Origin of the sequence: Advenella mandrilli (assembly GCF_016595155.1) — a bacterium.
GTDB lineage: Bacteria > Pseudomonadota > Gammaproteobacteria > Burkholderiales > Burkholderiaceae_B > Advenella > Advenella mandrilli.
Window position 1 is genome coordinate 62,814 of the sequence record NZ_JAENGP010000010.1, and the last position, 23,250, is coordinate 86,063.

A 23,250-nucleotide genomic window follows, 5' to 3' on the forward strand; every position below is an offset into this window, starting at 1 on the left:
CGCTAATTGTGCTTCTTGTAAAAGATTATTTTGGCTGCAGGCGAATGGCCCCGTCAAGGCGAATGGTTTCACCGTTAATCATTTCATTGGTAATGATGCTGTAGACCAATTTTGAATAGTCTTCGGGGGTACCCAGGCGCGAAGGAAACGGGATATTTGCAGCCAGGGAGTCCTGGACTTCCTGTGGCATGCCAAACATCATGGGTGTACCGAAAATGCCAGGGGCAATGGTGTTGCAGCGAATGCCAGAACGGGCCAGATCACGGGCGACAGGCAGTGTCATGCCCACCACGCCGCCTTTTGAGGCGGAATAGGCCGCCTGGCCAATTTGGCCTTCGTAGGCAGCTACCGATGCGGTATTGATAATCACACCCCGTTCGCCAGTGGCTTCGGGAGTGTTTTTTTCCATGGCCGCGGCAGCCAGACGCAACATGTTGAATGAACCAATCAGGTTGATACTAATGACTTTCTGGAATAACTCAAGGGAATGGGCACCCTGTTTACCGACGGTACGGGAGGCCGGTGCGATACCGGCGCAATTAACCAGGCCAAACAAGGGGCCCAGCTCGGTGGCTGCCGTAATAACAGCCTGTGCGTCGGTTTCGTTAGTGACATCGCAATGAACATATTTTTGGTTCAGTTCGGTGGCGATTTGCTGGCCTGCTTCATCTTGCAGGTCGGCAATGACAACCTTGGCACCATTTTTAACCAGCATTCTGGCAGTACCGGCACCTAGGCCAGAGGCGCCGCCGGTAACAATGAAAACTTTTCCTTGAATATCCATATGTCTTCTCCTGATTGATTATTTGGACAATGCGTCTTGTATGCGTTTTGTAATTTCGTCTACTTTGCCCAAGCCGGATACCTTGACATATTTTGGTGCTTTGGGATCATTCTGGGCAGCCCAGCCTGAGTAGTAGTCGACCAGGGGACGCGTTTGGTTCCGGTAGACTTCGAGGCGTTTTTTAACGGTTTCTTCCTGGTCATCATCGCGCTGAACCAGGGGCTCACCGGTGATGTCGTCTTTTCCTTCCACTTTGGGCGGATTGAATTTGGTATGGTAAGAACGGCCGCTGGCAGGATGAATGCGACGCCCGCTCATGCGCTCGATGATGTCTTCTTCTGGAACATCAATTTCAATCACGTAATCAAGATTGATATTGGCTGATTTCAAGGCATCGGCCTGGGGAATGGTGCGTGGGAAGCCGTCAAACAAATAGCCATTTTCGCAGTCATTTTCTTGCAGGCGGTCTTTAACCAGCCGGATGATAATGTCATCGGAAACCAGTCCGCCATTATCCATGATTTGTTTGGCTTCCAGGCCAACGGGAGTTTGGGCCTTAACCGCGGCACGCAACATGTCACCGGTGGAAATTTGGGGAACGGAATATTCCTGGGTGATAAAGCTGGCTTGAGTGCCTTTGCCGGCACCAGGTGGCCCTAACAGTATTAAGCGCATGAATCCCTCCTGGGTAAAAAATATATTAGTATATAAATAAATGAGTGTATTTTATATGATGCATTGCAAAAAGTTACCGGTTTTCCAGAAAATTTCTAACTCTTTCCAGATCTTCCGGTGTGTCTACGCCGGCTAAAGGAGCCTGGCGGGTTTGCAAGACGTAAATTTTGTGTCCATGCTCAAGTGCTCTTAGCTGTTCCAGCGCTTCGGTTGTTTCAAGCGTGCCTTGCGCAAGCAATGGAAATTGCTTCAGAAAAAATGAACGATAGGCATACATGCCAATATGGTGCAATGCAGAAAAAGAGGGGGGTAACTGTGAGCGATCCTGGTTGAAAGCATCACGTGCCCAGGGAATGGGCGCTCTTGAAAAATAAATGGCAAAACCCTTGGTATCACGCACCACCTTGACAATATTCGGATTGAAAAAATGTTCGCTGCTACTGATAGGGTAAGCGCAGGTGGCAATGGATGCGTCGGGGTGAGTGGCCAGGGCATGGGCAGTCTGATTGATCAGTCCAGGATCAATCAGGGGCTCGTCTCCTTGGACATTAACGACAATTTGTGCGTGGTCAAAGCCCAGGGTGTTGGCTACCTCTGCCAGCCGGTCGGTGCCCGATGGATGGTCTTCCCGGGTAAGTAGGGTTTCAAAGCCATGCTGATGTGCGCAATCTGCTATTTGCCGGTCATCGGTTGCAATAATGACACGGCTGGCTTCGGAAGCCCGGGCACGTTCTGCAGTATGAATGACAAGGGGTTTGCCAGCGATATCGGCCAGCATTTTGCCGGGCAGACGGGTAGAAGCTGCGCGTGCAGGGATGACAGCAATAAAGTCGGTCATTATGAAGCGGGCTGGTCTGGTTCTGAAAGGGCGCGGGCTTCGCTGGGCAGCATAATGGGTATGCCATCGCGAATCGGGTAAGCCTGTTTATCGTTTTCGCAGATGAGTTCCTGCGCTTTAGGGTCGTGCTTCAAGGGCCCCTTGCAAACGGGACAAACCAGTTTATCTAATGGAGATTTTTTCATTTTATTGCTTGAATTATTGGTTAATTCGAAGAGTATAACGGCAACTGACGGATTTTTTCTTCAATTAGATCAAAAAAATGTGGATTCGAAAAGTGTGGTTCAACGTTTACGGTCCATATGCGGCTGTCTGTCAGTACACGGCATTTACTGGCATCTTTGCTGGTCATCAGGATAATCTCTGCATTGATTGCCTTGAAATCATTGGCCGTATAAGCATAATGATCGGGAAAAGGGATGGTTTGGGAGATTGTTAGCTGAAGCTGCTCCAGTGTGGCAAAAAAACGATCTGGCTGGCCGATTCCTGCAAGGGCGGCCATGGGTTGGTTTTTATGTTCTTCGATGAATTTTTGGGCCGTAATGGTTTGGCCCGTGACCAGGTGCGTCAGGGATACCGGTTCCAGGGACATGGCAATTTCATGCGCGAATTCAGCCTGAAAGTTGTTCAGGGGCGTGGATTTGAGGTTGGTGATAATAAAATCAACCTGCTTCAGCCGGCTTGTCGGCTCACGCAAGGGGCCTGCTGGCAAAAGTTTGCCATTACCGGTCCGGCGGTTGTCCTGCACGACAATCTCAATATCTCTTTGCAATTTCAGGTGCTGAAGCCCATCGTCAGAAATAACGATATCGGTTGCCGGCCAGGTGGCAAGCAGTTTTTCAACTGCCCGCTGTCTTTGTGGATGTACACTGATAGGGACGTGTCTTGCTATCAGACTGGGTTCATCACCCATTTGGCTGGCGCTGGCATCGGCACCAAAAGCCGTGCGGGCTTCGGGGCCAATATTTACCCCATAACCGCGGCTGATAACGCCGGGTGTAAAGCCTTTTTTTCTTAAGGCCTGTACCAAGGCGATAACAAGCGGTGTTTTTCCGGTGCCGCCAACATAAATATTGCCTACAATGATAACTGGGCAAGGGGCACGGTATACTGTCTTCAGTTTTGTGCGGTACAAATATGACTTTGCGGCAACCCACAAATAAGCCAGCCAGGAAAAAGGCGTAAGCAGGGTCGAGAGCAGGCCTCCTTGGTGCCATTGTTTTTGCAAGTATTGGGCAAATGCACCGGTGCGGGATTTTTTCATATAAGTTGCCTGGCTGGGTTTGGTTTGCATAAAGGGTAGATAGGGTACTGGAAACAAACCGATGATGGGCCAAAATTGTTTTCATGAGAATACGACAGTTTATAATTCCTTTTTTACAAAGGCAATTGTAACTACCCACAAAATCTGTGGATAATTCTGTTGATAACCTAAGGAAGGACGTGTTTACACGCGTTGTACGTGGCTTTGCTTAATCATTGTGCAATTTAACTGAAATATTTAAAATCGTTTTATATCAATAAGTTAGTTGGTTTTCTTAATAATTTGCTTTATATATCAGTGCTAAAAGGCAGAATAATGAGCTAAGTTATTGATTTTCAAATTTTGTGGAAAGATTGGATCTGAACCACGCGAGAGATATGAGTTTTTCTGAAAATTTAACAAAATCCGTAACCGAAATTCTGAGCATTTCCCAATTGAATCGTAGGGTTGGCATGCTTTTTGAACGGGAGCTTCCGGTGATGTGGATCCGGGGTGAAGTATCCAATTTTGTGCAGGCAACATCCGGGCATTGGTACTTCACGTTAAAAGATGAGCGTGCTGCCGTCAAAGGTGTCATGTTCAGGGGTAAGGCTGCTTCAACCGGATTCACGCCCCGCAGCGGAGACAAGGTCGAGGTCCGGGCCAGGGTTTCTTTATATGAGCCACGCGGGGATTTCCAGCTTCAAGTGGATATGATGCGCAGGGCAGGGCAGGGTGATTTACACGAGGCTTTTTTGCGTATCAGGCAAAAACTGGAATCCGAGGGGCTGTTTGATCCGGCCCGAAAAAAAGATATCCCCCAGTTTCCCAAGGCTATCGGGGTGATCACATCATTATCTGCCGCTGCCTTGCAGGATGTATTAACCGCATTGGCTCGCAGGGCACCTTATGTGCCGGTTATTATCTACCCCAGCCTGGTACAGGGGCAGGAAGCGCCAGCCTCTCTGATGGCCGCACTTGAACAGGCTGAGCAGCGTCAGGAAGTGGACGTGCTTTTGCTGGTTCGGGGTGGGGGCAGCATAGAAGACTTATGGAGCTTTAACGACGAAGGGTTGGCCCGTCTTGTTGCCAGTTGCCGCATTCCCGTTATTAGTGGGGTGGGCCACGAAACAGACTTCACCATTGCCGATTTTGTGGCCGATTTGCGTGCGCCAACCCCAACGGCGGCTGCCGAGTTGGCCTGTGTGTCAGGGCAAGATCTGTCACGTCGCATCAAGCATGCCGTTAATGTCCTTAACCGGGTTCAGCAACGCCAGCTTGAAATGGCCGGTATGCGACTTGATAAGGCGGCAGCACGGCTGGTTTCGCCAGAGCAGTTGCTGCTTCGCTACGGACAGAAAAACAATTATTTGTTGCAGTCACTGGAAAAATCCTTGCGCCGGAAAAAAGAGGCCCTGCAAACCCGTGTCACATTACTGAACAATGCCTTGCAATACAATAAGCCTGATATTGCCAAAGAAAGGGTCAGGGTTAAGCAATATGCAAGCCGGCTCCAGCAACTCTGGTTGCTTCAAATTGGCAAACGTGTTGCCAGGCACGAAAAACTGGACAGCAATTTACGCAATATGAACCCGCGTGCCATCTTGGGTCGCGGTTTCTCGATTACCTATGATGAATTTGGTAATATAGTAAGAGACCCTGCCAAACTTTGCGCCAATCAGACGTTGCGCCTGGAGTTGGAAAAAGGTATCCAAAATGTTGTGGTCATTAAAGACAATCCCCAGGGATTGCTTTAAGATCATATTTTTTTACAAAAAGGAAGGAAGAAAAATGGCACATACATTACCTGCTTTGCCGTACGCACTAGATGCACTGGCCCCACACATTTCCCAGGAAACACTCGAGTTTCACTACGGTAAGCACCATCAGACATACGTGACCAACCTGAACAACTTAATTGCAGGCACCGAGTTTGAAAGCGCAAGCCTTGAAGATATCATCAAGAAGTCCTCAGGCGGTGTATTTAACAATGCTGCCCAAGTCTGGAATCACACGTTCTACTGGAACAGCCTGTCTCCCAATGGTGGCGGCGAGCCAACGGGTGCCCTGCTGGAAGCCATCAATGCAAAATGGGGCAGTGTTGCCGCATTCAAAGAAGCCTTTAACAAATCGGCAGCTGGCAACTTTGGTTCAGGCTGGACATGGCTGGTTAAAAAAGAAGACGGTACGCTGGATATCGTTAATACCAGTAATGCGGCAACCCCATTGACCGGTGCTGACAAGGCCCTGCTTACCTGTGACGTATGGGAGCATGCGTACTATATTGACTACCGCAATGCCCGTCCCAAGTATCTGGAAACATTCTGGAATATCGTAAACTGGGATTTTGCGGCAGCCAACCTGGCTTAAATCCCGTATAGTCATAAAAACCGGTCATACAGGTCGGTCAGAAACCCTCAGCCATTGGTTGCGAAACCAGTAACTGGGGGTTTTTATTTATTTAAGGTTTAAAGCTTAAATACAGTCTTTGACCATTTGCATAATTTGCGGGTTGGAATCAGGCCTGGCAACAAGCTTGACCTGCGCAGTAAGCAGGGTACCGGATTCTATATGCGCCTGAGCGATATCAGTGTCGGAGCCCGGAATAGTGACAATATAAAAATTAGTGGTTAGTCGTTGGATTTTTGCCGCTGGATACATGGACTTCCAGTTTTCATGAATGCAAGTTGCCGCCCGTATGGGGGTTTTGCCAGAACTGTTGTTAATGCCGGTGGGGGCAAGGGAAGACGTGTTGCTGGAAACGGTGCAGGCACTTAAAAAAATGCCGGTAAATAAAGCTGCGTAAACCATTTTCATGGGAAAATCCTTAATGCTTGGCCAATACGGGATATTAATATTAATTAATAAGGCAAGAAACGTATGATATCCTTTTCCTTGACATTGTACTCTCTGAACCAGTGCCGGTTCATTTCCAGCGCGTATTTTGCCGGGCCCGCCGAGCAGTGACTGTCCTCGCGCAGCGGCAGCATTTCATGGAAATTCAGAATTTGTCCCTGTTCATCGATAAAGGCAATGGCCAACGGGATGTATGTGTTGCGCATCCAGAAACACAGCGGCTGGCTTTCTTCGAATACAAATAACATACCGTGATTGGGTGGCATTTCCTGGCGATACATGAGTCCTTTCGTGCGTGTTTCAGGTGTATCGGCTATTTCGGCGGTAATGTTAATGTTATTGATGGAAAGGTTGCGCGTTTTCAGGAGCGTGGTATTTTCAGCACGACTGGCTGAAACTGGCACAAGAAAAGCGCATAGTGCCAAGATAAGGCAAAAATTAGATTTAATAATGGATTTAATGGGACATTGCTGCCCCATTAATTTGAAACGTTGCATTATGCGTGTCCGGGTTAGGCTTCAGTAATGCTTAAGGCTTGTTTGCCTTTTGGGCCTTGGGCAATTTCAAAAGAAACTTTTTGGCCTTCTTTAAGCGTTTTAAACCCATTCATTTGTATGGATGAGAAATGCGCAAAAAGATCTTCTCCACCACCGTCTGGGGTAATGAACCCAAAACCCTTGGCATCATTGAACCACTTGACGGTTCCTGTTTGTTTTTGTCCGTCCCCTTGAACGATTGAATCTGTTATTTCTGACATATGCACTGCCTTTGATTGAAAATGATACATATTCGGATAATAAATAACCTTATCCTTTGTACACCTAAGCGGGGCTTAGCTATCCATTTACGCTAAAGTGTATCTAAATAATGCTTTTAAAGCGGTAGTCAGTCAATAGTGGAAATTACCGATTAGGTTCATTATTTGTATATAAGTGAAATAACAGGCAGAATCATGTTTACAATATTATTTTATTTGTACATGTTTTTTCAAGAGTAGATAATGGGGCAACAATCTGGTCTTGTGACCGAGAAGCAAAAGGCAAAACTGGCACCACCACCTTTTTATCAGGTGCTATTGCTTAATGATGATTACACGCCAATGGATTTTGTCATTTTGGTTTTACAAAAATTTTTTTCAAAATCTGAAGAAGATGCTACTTTAATTATGCTGAAAGTGCATCATGAAGGAAAGGCGGTTTGTGGCGTTTATCCCAAAGATGTCGCGGCAACCAAAGTGGCTATGGTGGCCCAGTATGCCCGTTCCAACCAGCACCCGTTACAGTGCATAATGGAACCTCTCGAGACATAATGGGTCTACAGCTTGTAATGTTTGGCAGTTTAAGGAAGTATCGGAGGATGATGTGATTTCTCAAGAATTGGAAGTAAGCTTACATATGGCTTTTGTTGACGCCAGATCATCACGTCACGAGTTCATTACGGTTGAGCATTTATTGCTTGCCCTGCTGGACAATGCCGCAGCCGCTGAGGTGCTTAAGGCATGTGATGCCGATATTGAGTCCTTACGTGGAAAACTACGTAAATTTGTCAACGAAAATACACCAGTCGTACCGGGCGAAGAAGACGTGGACACCCAGCCCACGTTGGGTTTCCAGCGGGTGATCCAGCGTGCAATCATGCATGTGTCATCTAACGGAAACAACAAGAATCCGGCGACGGGCGCCAATGTGCTGGTGGCCATATTCAGCGAAAAAGATTCTCATGCGGTTTTCTTCCTGCAGGAAGAAAATATTACCCGTCTTGATGTGGTTAATTATATTTCGCATGGCATTTCCAAATTGCTGCCGCCCAAGCAAGAGCGCCAGGAAGAGTCTATCGTAAGCCAGCGTGAGCCCAGTGATTTTGATAAGTCACCCTTGGCTTTGTATGCCCAAGACCTTAATGCCAATGCCCAGGAAGGCAAAATAGATCCACTTATCGGGCGCGATCCAGAAATTGAACGGGTTATCCAGATTTTATGCCGTCGCCGTAAAAATAATCCTTTGCTGGTGGGTGAAGCCGGTGTTGGCAAGACAGCCATTGCCGAAGGTCTGGCATTAAGAATTGAAAACAGTGAAGTGCCCGATATCCTTTCATCAGCCCGGGTTTATGCCCTTGATATGGGGGCATTGCTGGCCGGAACCAAATACCGCGGAGACTTCGAGCAACGGCTCAAAGCAGTGCTCAAGCAACTGGAAGAGCACGAAAATGCCGTGCTTTTCATTGACGAAATCCATACCCTTATTGGTGCCGGTTCGGCTTCTGGAGGCACCATGGATGCTTCCAACCTGTTAAAACCGGCCTTGTCTTCTGGTAAGTTGCGTTGTATGGGCGCGACAACCTATAAAGAGTATCGGGGTATTTTTGAAAAAGACCACGCTTTGTCACGCCGGTTCCAGAAAGTGGATGTTGTTGAACCTACGGTAGAGCAAACTATTCAGATTTTGCGTGGCCTGAAGTCCAAGTTTGAAGCGCATCATGGCGTACGTTATTCATCTCCCGCCCTGGTTGCCGCAGCAGAGCTGTCTGCCCGTCATATTAATGACCGGCACTTGCCCGACAAGGCCATTGATGTGATTGACGAAGCCGGTGCGGCACAACGATTGCTACCCAAATCACGCCAGAAAAAAGTGATTGGCAAAGCAGAGGTGGAAGCCATTGTTGCAAAAATGGCACGTATTCCGCCACAAAGTGTTTCTACCGATGACCGGAACAAGCTGGCTACCCTTGAACGGGATTTGAAAACCGTGGTGTTTGGGCAAAACGAAGCCATTACGGCTTTGGCTGCCGCCATTAAAATGTCGCGCTCCGGTTTGGGCAAGCCCGATAAACCCATTGGTTCATTCCTGTTTTCCGGCCCTACCGGGGTTGGCAAAACCGAAGTCGCCAAACAGCTGGCCTTTACTCTGGGGGTTGAACTGGTTCGTTTTGACATGTCCGAATATATGGAGCGTCATGCGGTTTCCCGTCTTATTGGTGCGCCACCCGGTTATGTCGGGTTTGATCAGGGCGGGCTTTTAACCGAAGCCATTACCAAACAGCCGCACTGTGTCTTGCTGCTGGATGAAATAGAAAAAGCGCATCCGGATATTTTCAATATCCTGCTGCAGGTCATGGATCACGGCACCTTAACCGACAATAACGGCCGCAAGGCTGATTTCAGGAATGTCGTTCTTATCATGACCACCAATGCAGGTGCAGAGATGCTAAGTAAACCCACGATCGGGTTTGCCGCCTCGCGTCAGATTGGTGATGAAATGGCTGAAATCAAACGGCTCTTTACCCCTGAATTCCGCAATCGTCTTGATGCCATAATCCCTTTTGCATCCCTTAATAAGGATATTATTCTGCGTGTGGTCGATAAGTTCCTGATCGAGCTTGAAGAACAGCTGCATGCGAAACGGGTGGAAGTCACCTTTACCGATGCGTTGCGTACTTATCTGGCTGATAAAGGGTTTGATCCACTCATGGGTGCAAGGCCCATGCAGCGGCTTATCCAGGACGTTATACGCCGGGCTCTGGCCGATGAATTGCTGTTTGGCAAGCTGGCTAACGGAGGTTCTGTTCGGGTGGATGTCAAGGATGATCAGGTTTCCCTGTCTTTTGAAGAGCCCGGCTCAAAAGCCAATGACCCTGAACATAAGGAAGAGGTGCTGGTTCCCTGATGCTGGATTCGGCAATCAGGCTGGCTTGTCATCATTGCGGGCAACTTCATGTAAAGCCGCAGCTGCATGAGCGCCAACGTGCCTCATGCGTACGCTGCGGTACCGTTTTGCTGCAAAAGGGAAGGTTTGATGTCAGTGCCTGGCTGGCCTTGTCAGTGGCGGCATTATGGGTATTCCTGATTGCCAATATTATGCCGGTTGCCACGCTTTCCTCAACCGGCATGTCTCGCAGTGCCACCTTTCTTCAATCCATCCAGGTAACCTGGGGGCAGGGCTTCCCATTGGTTGCTTCTATGTGCCTAATGGTGGGCTTTGTGGTTCCGCTACTTCAATTAAGCCTGCTAACGTGGATCCTGTCTTTTCTGTATAAGAAAAAATATCCGCCTGGTTTGCGCACTTTTTCTCGCCTTACCTGGCTGTGTAAACCATGGTCTATGATCCCGGTTTTCATGCTGGGTGTGCTGGTGGCTGTGGTTAAACTGGCAGGCATGGCTTCCCTGGAGCCCGAAGCGGGCTTGTGGGCATTTGCCGTACTTACCTTTTTATTAACTTTCCTGAATAAACTCAATTCCCGAAAAATTTGGCAGCTGTCGCAAGAGCAAGGAGTAGTCAATGACCTGCCGACTAATCCGCAAGCGGGGCAATACGTACTTGACTGTGAGGTTTGTTCTCAGGTTACCATGAGCCACCAAACCACTGGACGCTGTAACCGTTGCAATGCCAGCGTGCATTATCGTAAACCCAAATATAAATCCCGAACCCTGGCCCTGCTGGCAGCAGCTATTGTGTTTTATGTGCCGGCCAACCTGTATCCGGTCATGTTTATTGATTCCTTGCTAGGCTCCAGCGGACATACTATTTTGGGCGGTGTGCTTCAGCTTTGGCAATTGGGATCATGGGATCTGGCATTAATTGTTTTTGTGGCCAGTATCGTGGTACCCATTAGCAAAATTGTTATTATGCTGGTTTTATACCTCAATGATAAATCAGGCAGTCATGCCGTTCAGCAGCAGCATACCCGCCTTTACCAGATTGTTGAATATATCGGACAATGGTCCATGCTGGATGTTTTTGTGGTGATCTTGCTGGCTGCGCTGGCCAATTTTGGCAACCTGATGAGCGTCATGCCCGGGCATGGTGCGACTGCTTTTGGACTGGTGGTTGTCTTCACCATGCTGTCCGCCCAAAGTTTTGATATCAGGGAAGGGTGGGATTGCGTTGATGACGGGATTGAGCAGGACGATTTTGAGCCGGCAGAAACAGCACCCACATTTCAATAAAGCAGTTTGTGCCAGCTTACCGGTTTATTTATGGCGTTAATTATGCGGAAAACAAAAAATGTCTGAATCTGACGACAAACAATTATCCTCCCCAGAGGCGAATAATCCATTGGTGGTAAATGGGGGAAAACCACCTATCGTCAAAGAGCCGCTTGTTAGTCAAAAAAAAGGGAAAAACATTTCATGGATCTGGCTGGTGCCTTTTATGGCTGCCATCGTCGGCTTGTCATTGCTGGTCCGGGACTATATGGAGCAGGGGCCGGAAGCCAGCATCATCTTCCAAACGGCCGAAGGGCTTGAGGTTGGAAAAACACAGGTTCGCTACAAGGATGTGGTGATTGGGCATGTGAATAAAATTGGCCTTACACAAGACAGGAATGAAGTACAGGTTAATGTCAGCCTTTCCAAGGAAAGCGAATTCCTGATGCAGGAAGGAACCCGCTTTTGGGTGGTCAGGCCCCGCCTTACCGTTAGCGGGGTATCCGGTTTGGGCACCCTGGTGTCGGGTGCATATATTGGTGTTGATATACCCGATGACTATGAAAAAGAGCCGGTTTATACTGATGACTTTATTGGTCTGGAACAGCCCCCTGAAATTTCAAGTAATCGGCCGGGCAAAAAATTTGTGCTGAATGCCAGGAATCTGGGGTCACTGGATCTGGGCTCTCCGGTGTATTATCGACGCATTCCAGTGGGGCAGGTTATCAATTACCAGCTTGAAAAAGAGGGTAAGGCCGTTGATATACTTGTTTTTATTGATTCCCCTTATGATCAATTCGTGACGGAAAACAGCCGTTTCTGGAATGCCAGTGGTCTGGATTTTTCACTTGGCGCCAGTGGCCTGAATTTCAAAACCCAATCTCTGGTTTCATTGTTAACGGGTGGTGTGGCTTTTGCCGATCCACCGCTAAAGTATGGGCAAGAAACCAGGCCGGCCCAGGCAAACTCTGTTTTTTTGCTGGAAACCACCGAAGATAGGGCCATGTCCGATCCGCATGGTCAGGCCTATCCGGTTCGCATGAAATTCAGCAATTCGGTACGTGGTCTGCAGGCAGGAGCACCGCTTGATTTTAAAGGGATCAATTTAGGCGAGGTGCGTGCCATTAGTCTTGAGTATGATGCGAAAAGCAAGGAAAGCTTTGCGGTGGTGGACGCCATTGTTTTTGAAAACCGGCTGGGCGTTGTGCTGAACAGTAAAAAACAGGCTGGCAGCAATGTAAAAGAAATTGGGCTTAATGAAATAAAAGCTTTTTTTGCCAGTGGTTTAAGGGGACAATTGCGTTTTGCCAATCTTTTTACCGGCCAGCTGTATGTGGCGCTTGATTACTTTCCTGATGAACCGCCTTTGCCTGCGTCGGATTTATCGCAAGACCCGTTCACCATTCCCACAGTGGGCGGCAGTTTTGACCAAATTCAGGATAACCTGAATCAGATTATTCGCAAGCTCAAGGACCTTCCCCTGGATTCAATTGGCGAATCACTGGATAGCGCCTTGCAAGGGGTGGCCGGGCTGGTTAACAATCTGGACAGCAAAACCATGCCTGAAATAAACAAAGCCCTGCGTCAGGCAAGCCGCTCATTGAACGGAGCTGATAAGCTGGTGAACAGCATGGATGACACCCTGCGCCCAGATGGTGCTTTAATGTCAGAGACTCGAACTATGCTCCGGGAACTAACGCGCACCATGCGATCATTTCGTGCAATTAGTGACTTTTTGCAGGTAGAACCTTCTTCGCTCATCAGGGGCAGGCAGAAAGATCAAATACCGTTTATGGAATAGCTCATTATGAAACTTACACAACAACAATATGCCATTTTGAAAAGAATTTGTTATTCTTTGTGCATAGGCATTGTTATTTGGCTAATAGTGGGCTGCGCTTCAGCACCGCCAGTCAGGTATTATTCTTTGCAGCCACAAATACAGTCTTCTGCAGTGACGGGCAATACGCCCATAGGACTGAAAATTGCTTTGCCGCAAATTCCCGAATCAGTCGACAAGCCCCAGTTGATGGTACGCAACGCTGCCGAGCCACAGGTTATTTATGCCCTGAATGCCGCGCGCTGGGCGGGCTCCCTGTCAGATGAAATTGGCCAGTCCCTGTCATTTTATCTGGCTGGTCAGTTGGGCGCCATTAATGTGCAGAACTTGCCCGTTGTACCGGGCTCGTTACCGGTCTGGAACGTTCAAACTAATGTGCTGCAGTTTGAACTGATGCCCGGCGATAGCGCACTGCTTGATGTAGTATGGACGCTTAAGCCACCAGCTGGCACCAGCACCGCCTGGATTTGCCAAACACGAATCAGCGTTCCAGTTATTCAAAAAGAGGCTGCTTCCGTGGTAAATGGGCAACAGCAGGCCATTCGTTTGCTGGCCAATGAAATGGCCAAAAAAATTAATCCAGGTGTTATGTCGGCCGATAATACAGTACAGGCTTCGGTGCAAACCCGTTCTTGTCGCCAATCGTAAACAAGGGGCAGCAAAGCCCCGCACATCAGTAATTTGTAAAACTTAGGATAATATTTGCAATGAAGAAGAAAATTCTATTCTCTGGAATAATGCTTGCCTTTACCTCTGTCAGCCAGGCTGAAGTGGTGGTGGGGGTTGATGTATCGGCAACCGGTCCTGCTGCCGCCATTGGCATACAGTCCCAAAACGCCATGACGCTGTGGCCAGAGACACTGGGCGGAGAAAAAGCCAAATATATTATTCTTGATGATGGTACCGATGTTAGCAAGGCAGTAAGAAATGTACGCAAGCTGACTTCGGAAGACAAAGTGGATATTATTATTGGTCCTAATACAACGGCGGCTACCCTGGCCTTGCTGGATGTCCTGAAAGAGACCCAAACACCCCTGATCGCATTGGCGGCCTCCAGTTCTATTGTAGAGCCGGCCGATGATCCTGGCCGTCGCTGGGTGTTCAAAATGCCCCAGAATGATGGCCTGATGGCTGATGTCCTGATTGATGAAATGGTCAAGAAAGGACATAAAACCGTTGGGTTTATCGGTTTTGCCGATTCCTATGGTGAAAACTGGTGGAAAGAGTTTACCTCGCGCCTTGACGGCAGGCTTGAAGTCGTTGCCCGCGAATCTTTTCAGCGTACTGATTCATCGGTGGTTGGCCAGGCCCTGAAGCTGATTTCAGCCAAACCCGATGCCATTTTGGTGGCTGGTGCCGGCACGCCCGCCGTATTGCCCGAAAAAACCCTGAAAGACCGTGGCTACAAAAATCCGATTTACCAAACCCATGGCATTGGCACGCTTGAGTTCCTGCAGGTGGGTGGCAAGTCTGTTGAAGGAACGCTGTTTCCAACCGGCCCGGGAGTGGTTGCCCGTGGTTTGCCAGACAGTAATCCGGTTAAAGAAGTTGCCATGGACTTTACCGAACGCTATGAAGCCAAATATGGCCCGAATACGGCTACCCAGTTTGCCGGTGATGCCTGGGGTGCCTGGATTGTGGCCGACAAGGCGGTGTCACGGGTAATTAAAAAGGGCATCAAGCCAGGAACGGTTGAATTCAGGAACGCGCTGCGTGATGAAATTGAAAACACCAAAGACCTGATTGTTCCCAATGGTGTGTTAAATATTACACCTAATGATCACCAGGGTTTTGATGCCCGTGCCGCGGTAATGGGTACCATTAAAGATGGCAAGTTTGTTTATGCCGGTGAACAATAATACGGGCTGTATGGCTCAGTGATTAAAACAGCTTTGGCTGCTTGTCAGTGAGCCAGTTTTGTGGCCGATTAGTTAATGGTGGCACCCGAAATTTCAACAATTTCCTTGTACTTTTTATGCTCTGAATTGACGAAATCGGCAAATTCCTGTGCAGTACCGGGTTTGGTATCAGAGCCCATGGTTTTAAGCTGCTTTTGCACGGCCGGGTCATTCATGGCATTGCTATAGGCTGTGTTCAGCTTGTTAATAACCGGCTCGGGTGTGCCACCGGTAGCAAATACACCAAACCAGGTACCAATATCAAAGTCTTTAATGCCAGCAGCTTCCATAGTGGGGGTGTTTGGCAGAAAAGGTGTGGCCTCTTTGGTGGTAACGGCCAATGCTTTCACTTGTCCTTCAGTAATCAGGGGTAATGATGAGGCCAGGTTGTCAAACATGAACTGGGTCTGGTTGGACAATAAAGACAGTTTTGCCGGATTGGCACCGCCATAAGGCACGTGTACGGCGTCAATGCCGGTACGGGCTTTCATGAGCTCACCGGCCAGGTGACCGGCGCTGCCACTGCCACCAGAGGCGTAGTTAAGCTTGCCTACATTGTTGTTGGCATAGTCAATTAAGTCTTGCAGGGTATTGATATTGTTGGTTTCGGCAAAATCTTTGTTTATGATTAAAACATTAGGTACCGAAGACACCATAATGACCGGCGCGAAATCCTTGATGGGATCAAACGTAATGTTTTTATATAACCATGGGTTAATGGCCTGGATAGCCACGGCACCCATGACCAGCGTATAGCCATCGGGCTGGGCCTTGGCGACCGAAGCGGCACCAATATTGCCACCGGCACCGGCTTTGTTCTCGACAATAACGGTTTGCTTGAGTTCTTGCTGTACCTTTTCACCCAAGAGGCGGGCGATGGTGTCAAGCGGGCCACCGGCAGCATAAGGAACCACAAAATTAATGGGCTTTTCGGGCCAGGCGGTGGTGGTATCCTGTGCCATCGCCAGGGTGGAACCCAGTATGCCAGAGGCCAGCAGGGCGCCTGTGCTTTTCAAAATCATTCTACGTGTTAGTGTCATTATTAAGTCCTTGTAAAAAAATTAACGGCGGCCGGTACTGCCAAAACCATCGGTGCCGCGATCACTGTCTTCAAACTCATCGACAATATTGAATTCTACTTGCTGGACAGGCACCACCACTAATTGGGCAATGCGCTCCATGGGGGAAATAATAAAATCGGTTTGGCCACGATTCCAGGTTGAAACCATGAGTTGCCCCTGGTAGTCGGAATCAATAAGGCCAACCAGATTGCCAAGCACGATGCCATGTTTATGGCCAAGCCCGGAGCGTGGCAAGATAACGGCGGCATAGTTCGGGTTATTGATATAAATGGATAAACCCGTGGGGATCAAAGTGGTCTGGCCCGGTGCCAGGGTAATAGCTTCATCAAGACAGGCACGCAGATCAAGGCCGGCAGAGCCACCGGTTGCATAGGCGGGCAATTGTGAACGGATTCGTTCATCAAGAATTTTCAGGTCTATTTTCATTTTTTCCTGTTGGATTTAGTGGATTTGAAAACGGATGCCATGAACCGGAACAGGGCAATGGCAACAATGATAAGTAATACAATTGCCCCTTGACCATCGGACTTGGCAAGAATGGAGCCCAGAAAAGCCATCAGAAAAATCAGGAAGAAAAATCTTCTGATATTTTTATTGAAAGCAGAGGCTGTGTAGGTGGCTGAACGCTTTTTATCCGCTGTTTTTTCGGTGGGCGGCAAAGTATAGGTGCTGGGTTTTACCGGTATGTCTGACGGGAAAGTGTCATCATCGGGGAAATTGCCAGGGGAACTCTGGAAAATGTCATCAGCCTTGTTTTGTGTGGCGGAAGACATGGAAGATTGCTTTACCAGCGCTTCAATGTAGGAGACATAGTCTCCATTTTTGGGGCTATCATAGCTTTTCAACATGATGCTTCCTTTGCCTTGTTAATGTAAGCTAGCTGTTTTGGTTCTTTCCTTTTTTGATTTTTTCAGGTGGTTTTTTCATGAGTGAATAAACCAGCCAAACACCGGCAACCACTGATAATAGTGTACCAATTAACAAGGTGGTTCCGCCGCCTGCACCATGAGAGTCTGAAATGGCCTCGGCACCTTTGGCACCCAGATACCCGGGCATGACCATAATTGGCATCCAGATGATGGCAGAGGTAACATTGGCGATTTGAAATCGCAGATGCGACATGTTCATGATACCTGCAACCGCAGGGATCGTAGATCGTATAGGCCCCATGAAGCGACCCAGAAAAACCGATAAGACGCCATATTTATAAAAAAACAGTCTTGTACGGGCAATCATTTTCCGGTGCTGGTTCAGGGGCCACTTACGGGTGATATCCATGCCAAACCAGCGTCCGATCCAGTAGGAAAGGGCGTCACCCAATATGGCGCCCGCTATTCCCCAGATTATGATGGGCCAGGGTGATAGTACCTCTGAACCGATCAGGGTGCCGGTTGCCAGCAAAATGGCTGTGGCCGGAATGACCAGGCCAATAATAAGCATGGACTCGCCAAAGGTTAGCAAGGCAATAATGGGGCCTGCCCAGACCTGGTTGTCCTGGATGAATGTAATGACCTGTTGAAGCAGCTGATCCATGAAAATTTACCGGTTGATCCTGAAAAAGGGCCTTTATGCCGACAGTTTCAGGGCAATATGTTTAACCAACTGGCGTGAAGCAGCCAGTTTGGGCAGGGTGGGCAATTGTTGATGGCCGCTTTCTTCAAACAGAACCATAGTGGTGGAATCGGCATCCATGACATCCTGCGCCAGATTGCCTACCAGCAAGGGTATGTTTTTACGTTGTCGTTTGCTTTCGGCATATTCCAGCAGGTTTTCTGTTTCTGCCGCAAAACCAACGCACCATGGGCCATTTTCAAGGGCGGCAACCAAGGCAAGAATGTCTGGGTTGGGGGCAAATTCAAGATCCATACCGGTATTGTCGGTTTTCTTGATTTTGTTTTCCTGGAAGTTGCTGACATGCCAGTCGGCAACAGCGGCGACCGAGATGAAAATGTCGGCATCATGGGCATGTTGCATAACCTGTTCATGCATTTGCCGGGCGGTGGTAACGGATATGCGCTGCACATCATAGGGGGATTCAAGCGCGGTTGGGCCGGAAACCAGGATAACCCGCGCACCGGCTTCGCGTGCCGCACGGGCAATGGCGTAACCCATTTTGCCGGAGGAGCGGTTGGTAATCATGCGAACCGGATCAATGGGCTCGGCCGTGGGGCCAGCGGTAATTAACACGCATTTGCCACGTAACAGCTTTTCCTGAAAAAATGAGATGGTTTCATTCACGATTTCATGGGGTTCAAGCATGCGGCCACTGCCAGTTTCGCCGCAAGCCTGTGAGCCACTGCCAGGCCCCCAAACAGCAGTGTTGTCGTGCAACAGCTGTTGTATATTGCGCTGGGTTGCCGGGTGCGCCCACATTTCCCGGTTCATGGCCGGCACCACAATAAGGGGGCAATTGCCTTTAGCCAGACACAGGGTGGAAAGCAGGTCATCGGCCAGGCCATGACTGAGTTTTGCAATGAAGTCGGCACTGGCCGGTATGATAATAATGGCATCGGCTTGGCGGCTTAAATTAATATGCGCCATGCTATTGGCCATGCGGGCGTCCAGCGTTTCGGTATATACCGGGTTTCCCGACAGGGCCTGAAAGGTGGTGGGGGTGACGAATTGCGTAGCGGCATCAGTCATGACCACGGTAATATGGGCACCGTGATCCATTAGCCGGCGGGTAAGCTCTGCCGCCTTGTAGCAGGCAATGCCACCTGTAATACCCAATACGATGCGTTTGCCGGAAAGGTCTGGATTCATGCTTGCTCTTGTTTGGTACGACGAATACGAAGGATCTCATCAAGAATGAGAAAGACAGCCCCTATGGTAATACAAATATCCGCGACATTGAAGGCGGGGAAATAGGCATTACCCCAATAAAACAAAAGAAAATCAATAACATGGCCGTAGGCTACGCGATCGATGACATTGCCCAGCGCACCGGCCATGATAAGGGTAAGGGAAAAACAAAAGAACGTTTGTGCTTTATGTTTTTTTAACAAATACAGAATAAACCCGGTAGCGCCCAGACCTAGAACCAGGAAGAACCAACGTTGCCAGCCGCCGCCATCGGCAAACAGGCTGAAAGCAGCGCCCTGGTTGTAAACCAGAATGAAATCAAAGAAAGGCAGGATATTCTGTCTTTCCAGATAGTCAAAATTGTGTTCAAAATACAGTTTGCTGGCCTGGTCTATAATAATCAGGAAAAAGGCACAGGCAACCCATATGCCATAGGCAACAGGTTGCTTGTTGTCATGCGGGTCAGGCATACTCACGGGCCTCGCCATCACCATGCAGGTTGTCAACACAGCGGGAACAAATACCAGGGTGCTCCGGGTGGCTGTTTACATCTTCACGGTAGTGCCAGCAACGCTCACACTTCTCATGCTCAGACGGTGCAATTTCAAAACGGAGTTCTCCGTTTGCCGCATGCACGGTTGCCCGGGAAACAATGAAAATGAAGCGCAGGTCATCGTCCAGGCTTTGCAACCAGGCCAGGTCCTGTTCACTGGCATATATATCTACCTCGGCCTGCAGGGCGGAGCCAATCTGGCCGGCACTGCGCAAGTCTTCAAGCTGTTTGTTCAGGTCGGCCCTGATTTCAAGCAGGCGAGACCATTTGGCGTTTAATGAATCACTGTCTGCCGGTACTGGAATATCATGGTAAACCTCGGTAAAGATGGTCATGCCATTGGCCAGGTCGGTGTTTTTCAGGGTGGATTCGCGCAGAACTGCCCAGGCTTCTTCTGCCGTAAACGACAGGATAGGAGCCATTAGTTTAAGCAGGCTGTAGGTAATATGCAGCAGGGCGGTTTGTGCAGAACGACGTGCCAGGCTGTCTTTGCCGCTGGTGTATAAACGGTCTTTCAGGGTATCTAGGTAAAATGCACCCAGGTCTTCCGAACAGAAAATCTGCAACCTTGCCACTGCAGGGTGAAAATTAAGCGCTTGGTAATTCGCCAGTACCTCATCTTGCATGGTTTTGGTAAAAGCCAGCGCATAGCGGTCTACCTCAAACATTTGCTCAAGGCTGACCATATCTTTGGCGGCGTCAAAATCATTCAGGTTGCCCAGCAGGAAGCACAGGGTATTGCGAATGCGACGATAGCTTTCAACCACGCGCTTGAGAATCTGGTCAGAGATGGACAGTTCTCCGGAATAGTCGGTGGCGGCCGTCCACAGGCGGATGATTTCAGCACCTAAAGAGTCGGAAACTTTTTGTGGGGCAATCACGTTACCGACTGATTTGCTCATCTTCCGGCCCTGGCCATCGACCACAAAGCCATGGGTTAGCAAGCCCTTGTAGGGGGGCTGGCCAAACATCATTGAAGATGTTAGCAAGGAAGAGTGAAACCAGCCACGGTGTTGGTCGGAGCCTTCAAGATATAAGTCTGCCGGCCAGCGCAGGGTATCTGCATGAGAACCGTTGCAAACGTGATTTTTGCCACCCATGACGGTAAAGTGCGTAGTGCCCGAATCAAACCAGACGTCAAGGGTATCACGATTTTTTTCGTATTGATCGGCTTCTTCACCCAGCAGTTCTTTGGGGTCCAGCGATTGCCAGGCTTCGATGCCTTCTTTTTCAACCCGTTGGGCCACCAGCTCCAGTAACTCTACACTGCGTGGATGGAGTTCGCCGGTTTCCTTGTGGACGAAGAAGGCCATGGGCACACCCCATTGGCGTTGACGTGACAAGGTCCAGTCGGGGCGGTTGGCAATCATGGCGTGCAGGCGTGCACGACCCCATGCCGGATAAAAACTGGTGGCCTCAACGCCAGCCAGGGCTTTTTCACGCAGGGTAGCCGAGCCGTCGTTAGGCTGGCGGTCCATGCCGGCAAACCATTGGCTGGTGGCGCGGTAAATAACTGGGGTTTTGTGACGCCAGCAATGCATGTAGCTATGCTTCAGGGGCTCGACTTTAATAAGTGCGCCAGCCTGTTTCATGGTTTCTACAATTTTCGGGTTGGCATCCCAAATGGACAGGCCGCCAAACAAAGGCAGACTGCTGGCGTATTTGCCATCGGCCATGACCGGACCGATAATGTCATCGTCTTTAATGCCATTGGCTTTGCAGGAGATAAAGTCTTCAATACCGTAAGCAGGGGCAGAGTGAACAATACCGGTACCGGCATCTACGGTAACGTAGTCACCCAGATACATGGGAGACAGGCGGTCATAACCGGCGTCGACCTGGTACAGGGGGTGATGAAAAGCAATGTGATCAAGTGCTGCACCCAGGCAGCTGGCTTCAATGGAGCCTTCCAGTTCCCAGGCGGCAAGGCAGGCTTCTACGCGGTCTGTGGCCAGCAGCAGCAACGGCCCTGTGGGCAGGGATGGCGTAACACGCACCAGCGAGTATTCTAGCTCGGGGTGGATGTTAAGTGCCATGTTGGACGGAATCGTCCAGGGCGTGGTGGTCCAGATAACCACGGCACCGTCGTCAATACGGTCCAGATTGAAGGCTTTAGCCAGTTTGTCTTTTTCAGCAAACGGGAAGGCAACATCAATCGCCGGATCTTTGCGATCCTGGTATTCAACCTCGGCTTCGGCCAGGGCAGAGCCACAGTCAAAGCACCAGTTGACGGGCTTGAGTCCACGGAAAATATAACCTTTGTCCAGAATATCGGCCAGGGCACGGATTTCATTGGCCTCGTTGGCAAAATTCATGGTGAGGTAAGGGTTGTCCCACTCGCCCAGCACGCCCAGGCGTTTGAAATCTTTACGCTGGCGGTCTATTTGTTCATAAGCATAGGCACGGGCCTTGGCTTGCACTTCGGCCACAGGCAGGTGTTTGCCGAATTTTTTCTCGATCTGGATCTCGATGGGCATGCCATGGCAGTCCCAGCCGGGGACGTAAGGGGCATCGTAACCAGCCATGTTGCGGCTTTTTAGAATGATGTCTTTAAGGATTTTGTTAACCGCGTGGCCAATATGAATATCACCGTTGGCATACGGCGGGCCGTCATGCAAAATAAACGTTGGACGGCCTTTGCTGGCCTCGCGAATAGCTTCGTAAACTTTATTTTCTTCCCATTGTTTAACCCATTCAGGTTCGCGTTTAGGCAGATTTCCACGCATAGGGAAAGATGTTTCGGGCAAATTTAAAGTGTTTTTATAGTCCATGGACAGCAAAATAGTTACGAGCGATGCGCTCATCGTTACGGATGGCATCGATCATTGTGGGTAAATTGGGAAATTTTTCTTCGTCCCGCACATAGTGCAGGAATGAGACAGTAATAAGTTTACCGTATGCCGATACGGTTTTATCCAGAATATGCACTTCGAGCAATACTTTGCCGTCGGATTCGACGGTAGGCCGTACGCCCAGGCTTGCAATCCCGGGTAACAGTTGCCCGTCAAGGCCCTTGACGGAAACCACATAAATGCCCGAACGTAAGGCACAACGCGGCATGGCACGCAGGTTTAGGGTTGGGTAGCCGATAGTGCGGCCCAGTTTTTTGCCGTGAATGACATGACCACTGATTTCATACGGACGCCCCAGATAACTGTTGGCGCGATCAAGATCGCCAAAAGCCAGTGCATTGCGCAGCTCGGTGCTTGAATAGCGCTGGTTTTGTTTATCCAGTACATCTTCAAGTGTTTCCACTTCAAAACCGAAGTGGGAAGAGGCATCGCGCAATAGTGCAATATTACCGCTGCGTTTTTTGCCAAAACGAAAGTCAACGCCTACGTACAGCCATTTTGTTTTCAATCGGCGTACCAGAATATCTTCAATGAACTGTTCGGCACTAAGGGTGGCAAATTGTTGATTGAAACGGTTCAGGAAAACCTGTTCTATGCCGGCATCGGCCAGTGCGGTAATTTTATCGCGCAGGGGTGAAATGCGTGTGGGGGCCAGTTCGGGGCGCTGTTCGCGAAAGGCAAAGTATTCCCTGGGGTGTGGCAAAAATGTCATGACCGAGGGAACCAGTTTTTTTTGCTCGGCTACCTGGACGACGCGCTCAAGCAGGCGCTGGTGCCCCAGATGGACCCCATCGAAGTTGCCAATGGTGAGCGCGCTTTCCCGTTGTTGGGAAGCGGGGAAAGCATTACGATAAAGATTAATAGTATTTTTCACGAATAACAGTTTACAATTTTACGCTTCATTAA

At 49.2% G+C, this 23,250-nt stretch carries 24 protein-coding genes; 8 read left to right on the forward strand and 16 right to left on the reverse strand.

Annotated elements, in window-relative coordinates; genetic code table 11:
* Positions 1 to 25: 25 nt before the first annotated feature.
* The 5 genes from JHL22_RS09650 to lpxK all read right to left on the reverse strand — a co-directional run bounded on the left by JHL22_RS09650 (position 26) and on the right by lpxK (position 3,561).
* Positions 26 to 784 carry a 3-hydroxyacyl-CoA dehydrogenase gene (locus JHL22_RS09650; protein ID WP_200236497.1) on the reverse strand — a complete coding sequence of 253 codons (759 nt, stop codon included), beginning with the start codon at positions 782 to 784 and terminating at the stop codon, positions 26 to 28.
* 18 nt (positions 785 to 802) lie between these two features.
* Positions 803 to 1,459, reverse strand: coding sequence for an adenylate kinase (adk, locus tag JHL22_RS09655; RefSeq protein WP_200236500.1), 657 nt, complete (start codon positions 1,457 to 1,459; stop codon positions 803 to 805).
* Between the two features lie 73 nt (positions 1,460 to 1,532).
* A complete protein-coding gene (kdsB, locus tag JHL22_RS09660; protein WP_200236503.1) occupies positions 1,533 to 2,297 on the reverse strand; it encodes a 3-deoxy-manno-octulosonate cytidylyltransferase in 765 nt (254 codons plus the stop codon).
* Positions 2,297 to 2,482 (reverse strand): Trm112 family protein, encoded by a 186-nt coding sequence (locus tag JHL22_RS09665; protein WP_200236508.1) that lies wholly within the window; start codon positions 2,480 to 2,482, stop codon positions 2,297 to 2,299. The genes kdsB and JHL22_RS09665 overlap by 1 nt, the downstream gene beginning before the upstream one ends.
* A 20-nt stretch (positions 2,483 to 2,502) precedes the next feature.
* Entirely contained in the window at positions 2,503 to 3,561 is a 1,059-nt protein-coding gene (lpxK, locus tag JHL22_RS09670) for a tetraacyldisaccharide 4'-kinase (RefSeq protein WP_200236510.1), read from the reverse strand.
* 377 nt (positions 3,562 to 3,938) lie between these two features.
* Between lpxK and xseA the strand changes: the two genes are divergently transcribed.
* Together xseA and sodB are read left to right on the forward strand one after the other, a co-directional pair.
* On the forward strand, positions 3,939 to 5,297 hold the full coding sequence (xseA, locus tag JHL22_RS09675) for an exodeoxyribonuclease VII large subunit (RefSeq protein WP_200236513.1): 1,359 nt from the start codon (positions 3,939 to 3,941) through the stop codon (positions 5,295 to 5,297).
* A 34-nt stretch (positions 5,298 to 5,331) separates the two neighbouring features.
* The gene (gene sodB, locus JHL22_RS09680; protein WP_200236516.1) at positions 5,332 to 5,910 is read left to right on the forward strand and encodes a superoxide dismutase; all 579 of its coding nucleotides are present in this window, start codon (positions 5,332 to 5,334) and stop codon (positions 5,908 to 5,910) included.
* 105 nt (positions 5,911 to 6,015) lie between these two features.
* On the opposite strand, the gene JHL22_RS09685 is transcribed toward sodB, so the two are convergent.
* Genes JHL22_RS09685 through JHL22_RS09695 form a run of 3 tightly spaced genes read right to left on the reverse strand, consistent with a single transcriptional unit; the run spans position 6,016 to position 7,153 of the window.
* On the reverse strand, positions 6,016 to 6,357 hold the full coding sequence (locus tag JHL22_RS09685; protein ID WP_200236519.1) for a hypothetical protein: 342 nt from the start codon (positions 6,355 to 6,357) through the stop codon (positions 6,016 to 6,018).
* A 44-nt stretch (positions 6,358 to 6,401) separates the two neighbouring features.
* A complete protein-coding gene (locus JHL22_RS09690) occupies positions 6,402 to 6,893 on the reverse strand; it encodes a DUF192 domain-containing protein (protein ID WP_200236521.1) in 492 nt (163 codons plus the stop codon).
* 14 nt (positions 6,894 to 6,907) lie between these two features.
* Positions 6,908 to 7,153 (reverse strand): cold-shock protein, encoded by a 246-nt coding sequence (locus JHL22_RS09695; RefSeq protein WP_200236524.1) that lies wholly within the window; start codon positions 7,151 to 7,153, stop codon positions 6,908 to 6,910.
* 243 nt (positions 7,154 to 7,396) lie between these two features.
* Between JHL22_RS09695 and clpS the strand changes: the two genes are divergently transcribed.
* From clpS to JHL22_RS09725, 6 genes are read left to right on the forward strand one after another with little or no spacing between them, the layout of a single operon-like run.
* Positions 7,397 to 7,705 (forward strand): ATP-dependent Clp protease adapter ClpS, encoded by a 309-nt coding sequence (gene clpS, locus JHL22_RS09700; RefSeq protein ID WP_200236527.1) that lies wholly within the window; start codon positions 7,397 to 7,399, stop codon positions 7,703 to 7,705.
* 52 nt (positions 7,706 to 7,757) lie between these two features.
* Positions 7,758 to 10,058 carry an ATP-dependent Clp protease ATP-binding subunit ClpA gene (clpA, locus tag JHL22_RS09705; RefSeq protein WP_200236529.1) on the forward strand — a complete coding sequence of 767 codons (2,301 nt, stop codon included), beginning with the start codon at positions 7,758 to 7,760 and terminating at the stop codon, positions 10,056 to 10,058.
* Complete coding sequence (locus JHL22_RS09710) at positions 10,058 to 11,338, forward strand: paraquat-inducible protein A (protein ID WP_200236532.1); 1,281 nt, start codon at positions 10,058 to 10,060, stop codon at positions 11,336 to 11,338. The genes clpA and JHL22_RS09710 overlap by 1 nt, the downstream gene beginning before the upstream one ends.
* A 58-nt stretch (positions 11,339 to 11,396) precedes the next feature.
* Positions 11,397 to 13,118, forward strand: a complete 1,722-nt coding sequence (locus tag JHL22_RS09715) for a PqiB family protein (RefSeq protein WP_200236534.1) — start codon at positions 11,397 to 11,399, stop codon at positions 13,116 to 13,118.
* A 6-nt stretch (positions 13,119 to 13,124) separates the two neighbouring features.
* A complete protein-coding gene (locus tag JHL22_RS09720) occupies positions 13,125 to 13,805 on the forward strand; it encodes a PqiC family protein (RefSeq protein WP_200236537.1) in 681 nt (226 codons plus the stop codon).
* A gap of 59 nt (positions 13,806 to 13,864) precedes the next feature.
* Positions 13,865 to 15,016: an ABC transporter substrate-binding protein gene (locus JHL22_RS09725; RefSeq protein ID WP_200236540.1), complete on the forward strand. Its 1,152-nt coding sequence runs from the start codon at positions 13,865 to 13,867 to the stop codon at positions 15,014 to 15,016.
* A gap of 68 nt (positions 15,017 to 15,084) precedes the next feature.
* Here JHL22_RS09725 and JHL22_RS09730 read toward each other — a convergent pair whose 3' ends face one another.
* Genes JHL22_RS09730 through JHL22_RS09765 form a run of 8 tightly spaced genes read right to left on the reverse strand, consistent with a single transcriptional unit; the run spans position 15,085 to position 23,218 of the window.
* Positions 15,085 to 16,095 carry a Bug family tripartite tricarboxylate transporter substrate binding protein gene (locus JHL22_RS09730; RefSeq protein ID WP_200236543.1) on the reverse strand — a complete coding sequence of 337 codons (1,011 nt, stop codon included), beginning with the start codon at positions 16,093 to 16,095 and terminating at the stop codon, positions 15,085 to 15,087.
* Between the two features lie 21 nt (positions 16,096 to 16,116).
* Positions 16,117 to 16,563 carry a dUTP diphosphatase gene (gene dut / locus JHL22_RS09735; protein WP_200236546.1) on the reverse strand — a complete coding sequence of 149 codons (447 nt, stop codon included), beginning with the start codon at positions 16,561 to 16,563 and terminating at the stop codon, positions 16,117 to 16,119.
* Entirely contained in the window at positions 16,560 to 16,985 is a 426-nt protein-coding gene (locus JHL22_RS09740; protein ID WP_200236549.1) for a hypothetical protein, read from the reverse strand. Before JHL22_RS09740 ends, dut begins: the two co-directional genes overlap by 4 nt.
* Positions 16,986 to 17,013: 28 nt before the next feature.
* Positions 17,014 to 17,670 (reverse strand): DedA family protein, encoded by a 657-nt coding sequence (locus tag JHL22_RS09745; protein ID WP_200236552.1) that lies wholly within the window; start codon positions 17,668 to 17,670, stop codon positions 17,014 to 17,016.
* A 33-nt stretch (positions 17,671 to 17,703) separates the two neighbouring features.
* Positions 17,704 to 18,900 (reverse strand): bifunctional phosphopantothenoylcysteine decarboxylase/phosphopantothenate--cysteine ligase CoaBC, encoded by a 1,197-nt coding sequence (gene coaBC, locus JHL22_RS09750; protein WP_200236555.1) that lies wholly within the window; start codon positions 18,898 to 18,900, stop codon positions 17,704 to 17,706.
* On the reverse strand, positions 18,897 to 19,409 hold the full coding sequence (gene lspA, locus JHL22_RS09755) for a signal peptidase II (RefSeq protein ID WP_200236787.1): 513 nt from the start codon (positions 19,407 to 19,409) through the stop codon (positions 18,897 to 18,899). The genes coaBC and lspA overlap by 4 nt, the downstream gene beginning before the upstream one ends.
* Positions 19,402 to 22,263 carry an isoleucine--tRNA ligase gene (gene ileS, locus JHL22_RS09760; RefSeq protein ID WP_200236789.1) on the reverse strand — a complete coding sequence of 954 codons (2,862 nt, stop codon included), beginning with the start codon at positions 22,261 to 22,263 and terminating at the stop codon, positions 19,402 to 19,404. The genes lspA and ileS overlap by 8 nt, the downstream gene beginning before the upstream one ends.
* Entirely contained in the window at positions 22,253 to 23,218 is a 966-nt protein-coding gene (locus tag JHL22_RS09765) for a bifunctional riboflavin kinase/FAD synthetase (protein WP_200236557.1), read from the reverse strand. The genes ileS and JHL22_RS09765 overlap by 11 nt, the downstream gene beginning before the upstream one ends.
* Positions 23,219 to 23,250 lie beyond the last annotated feature (32 nt).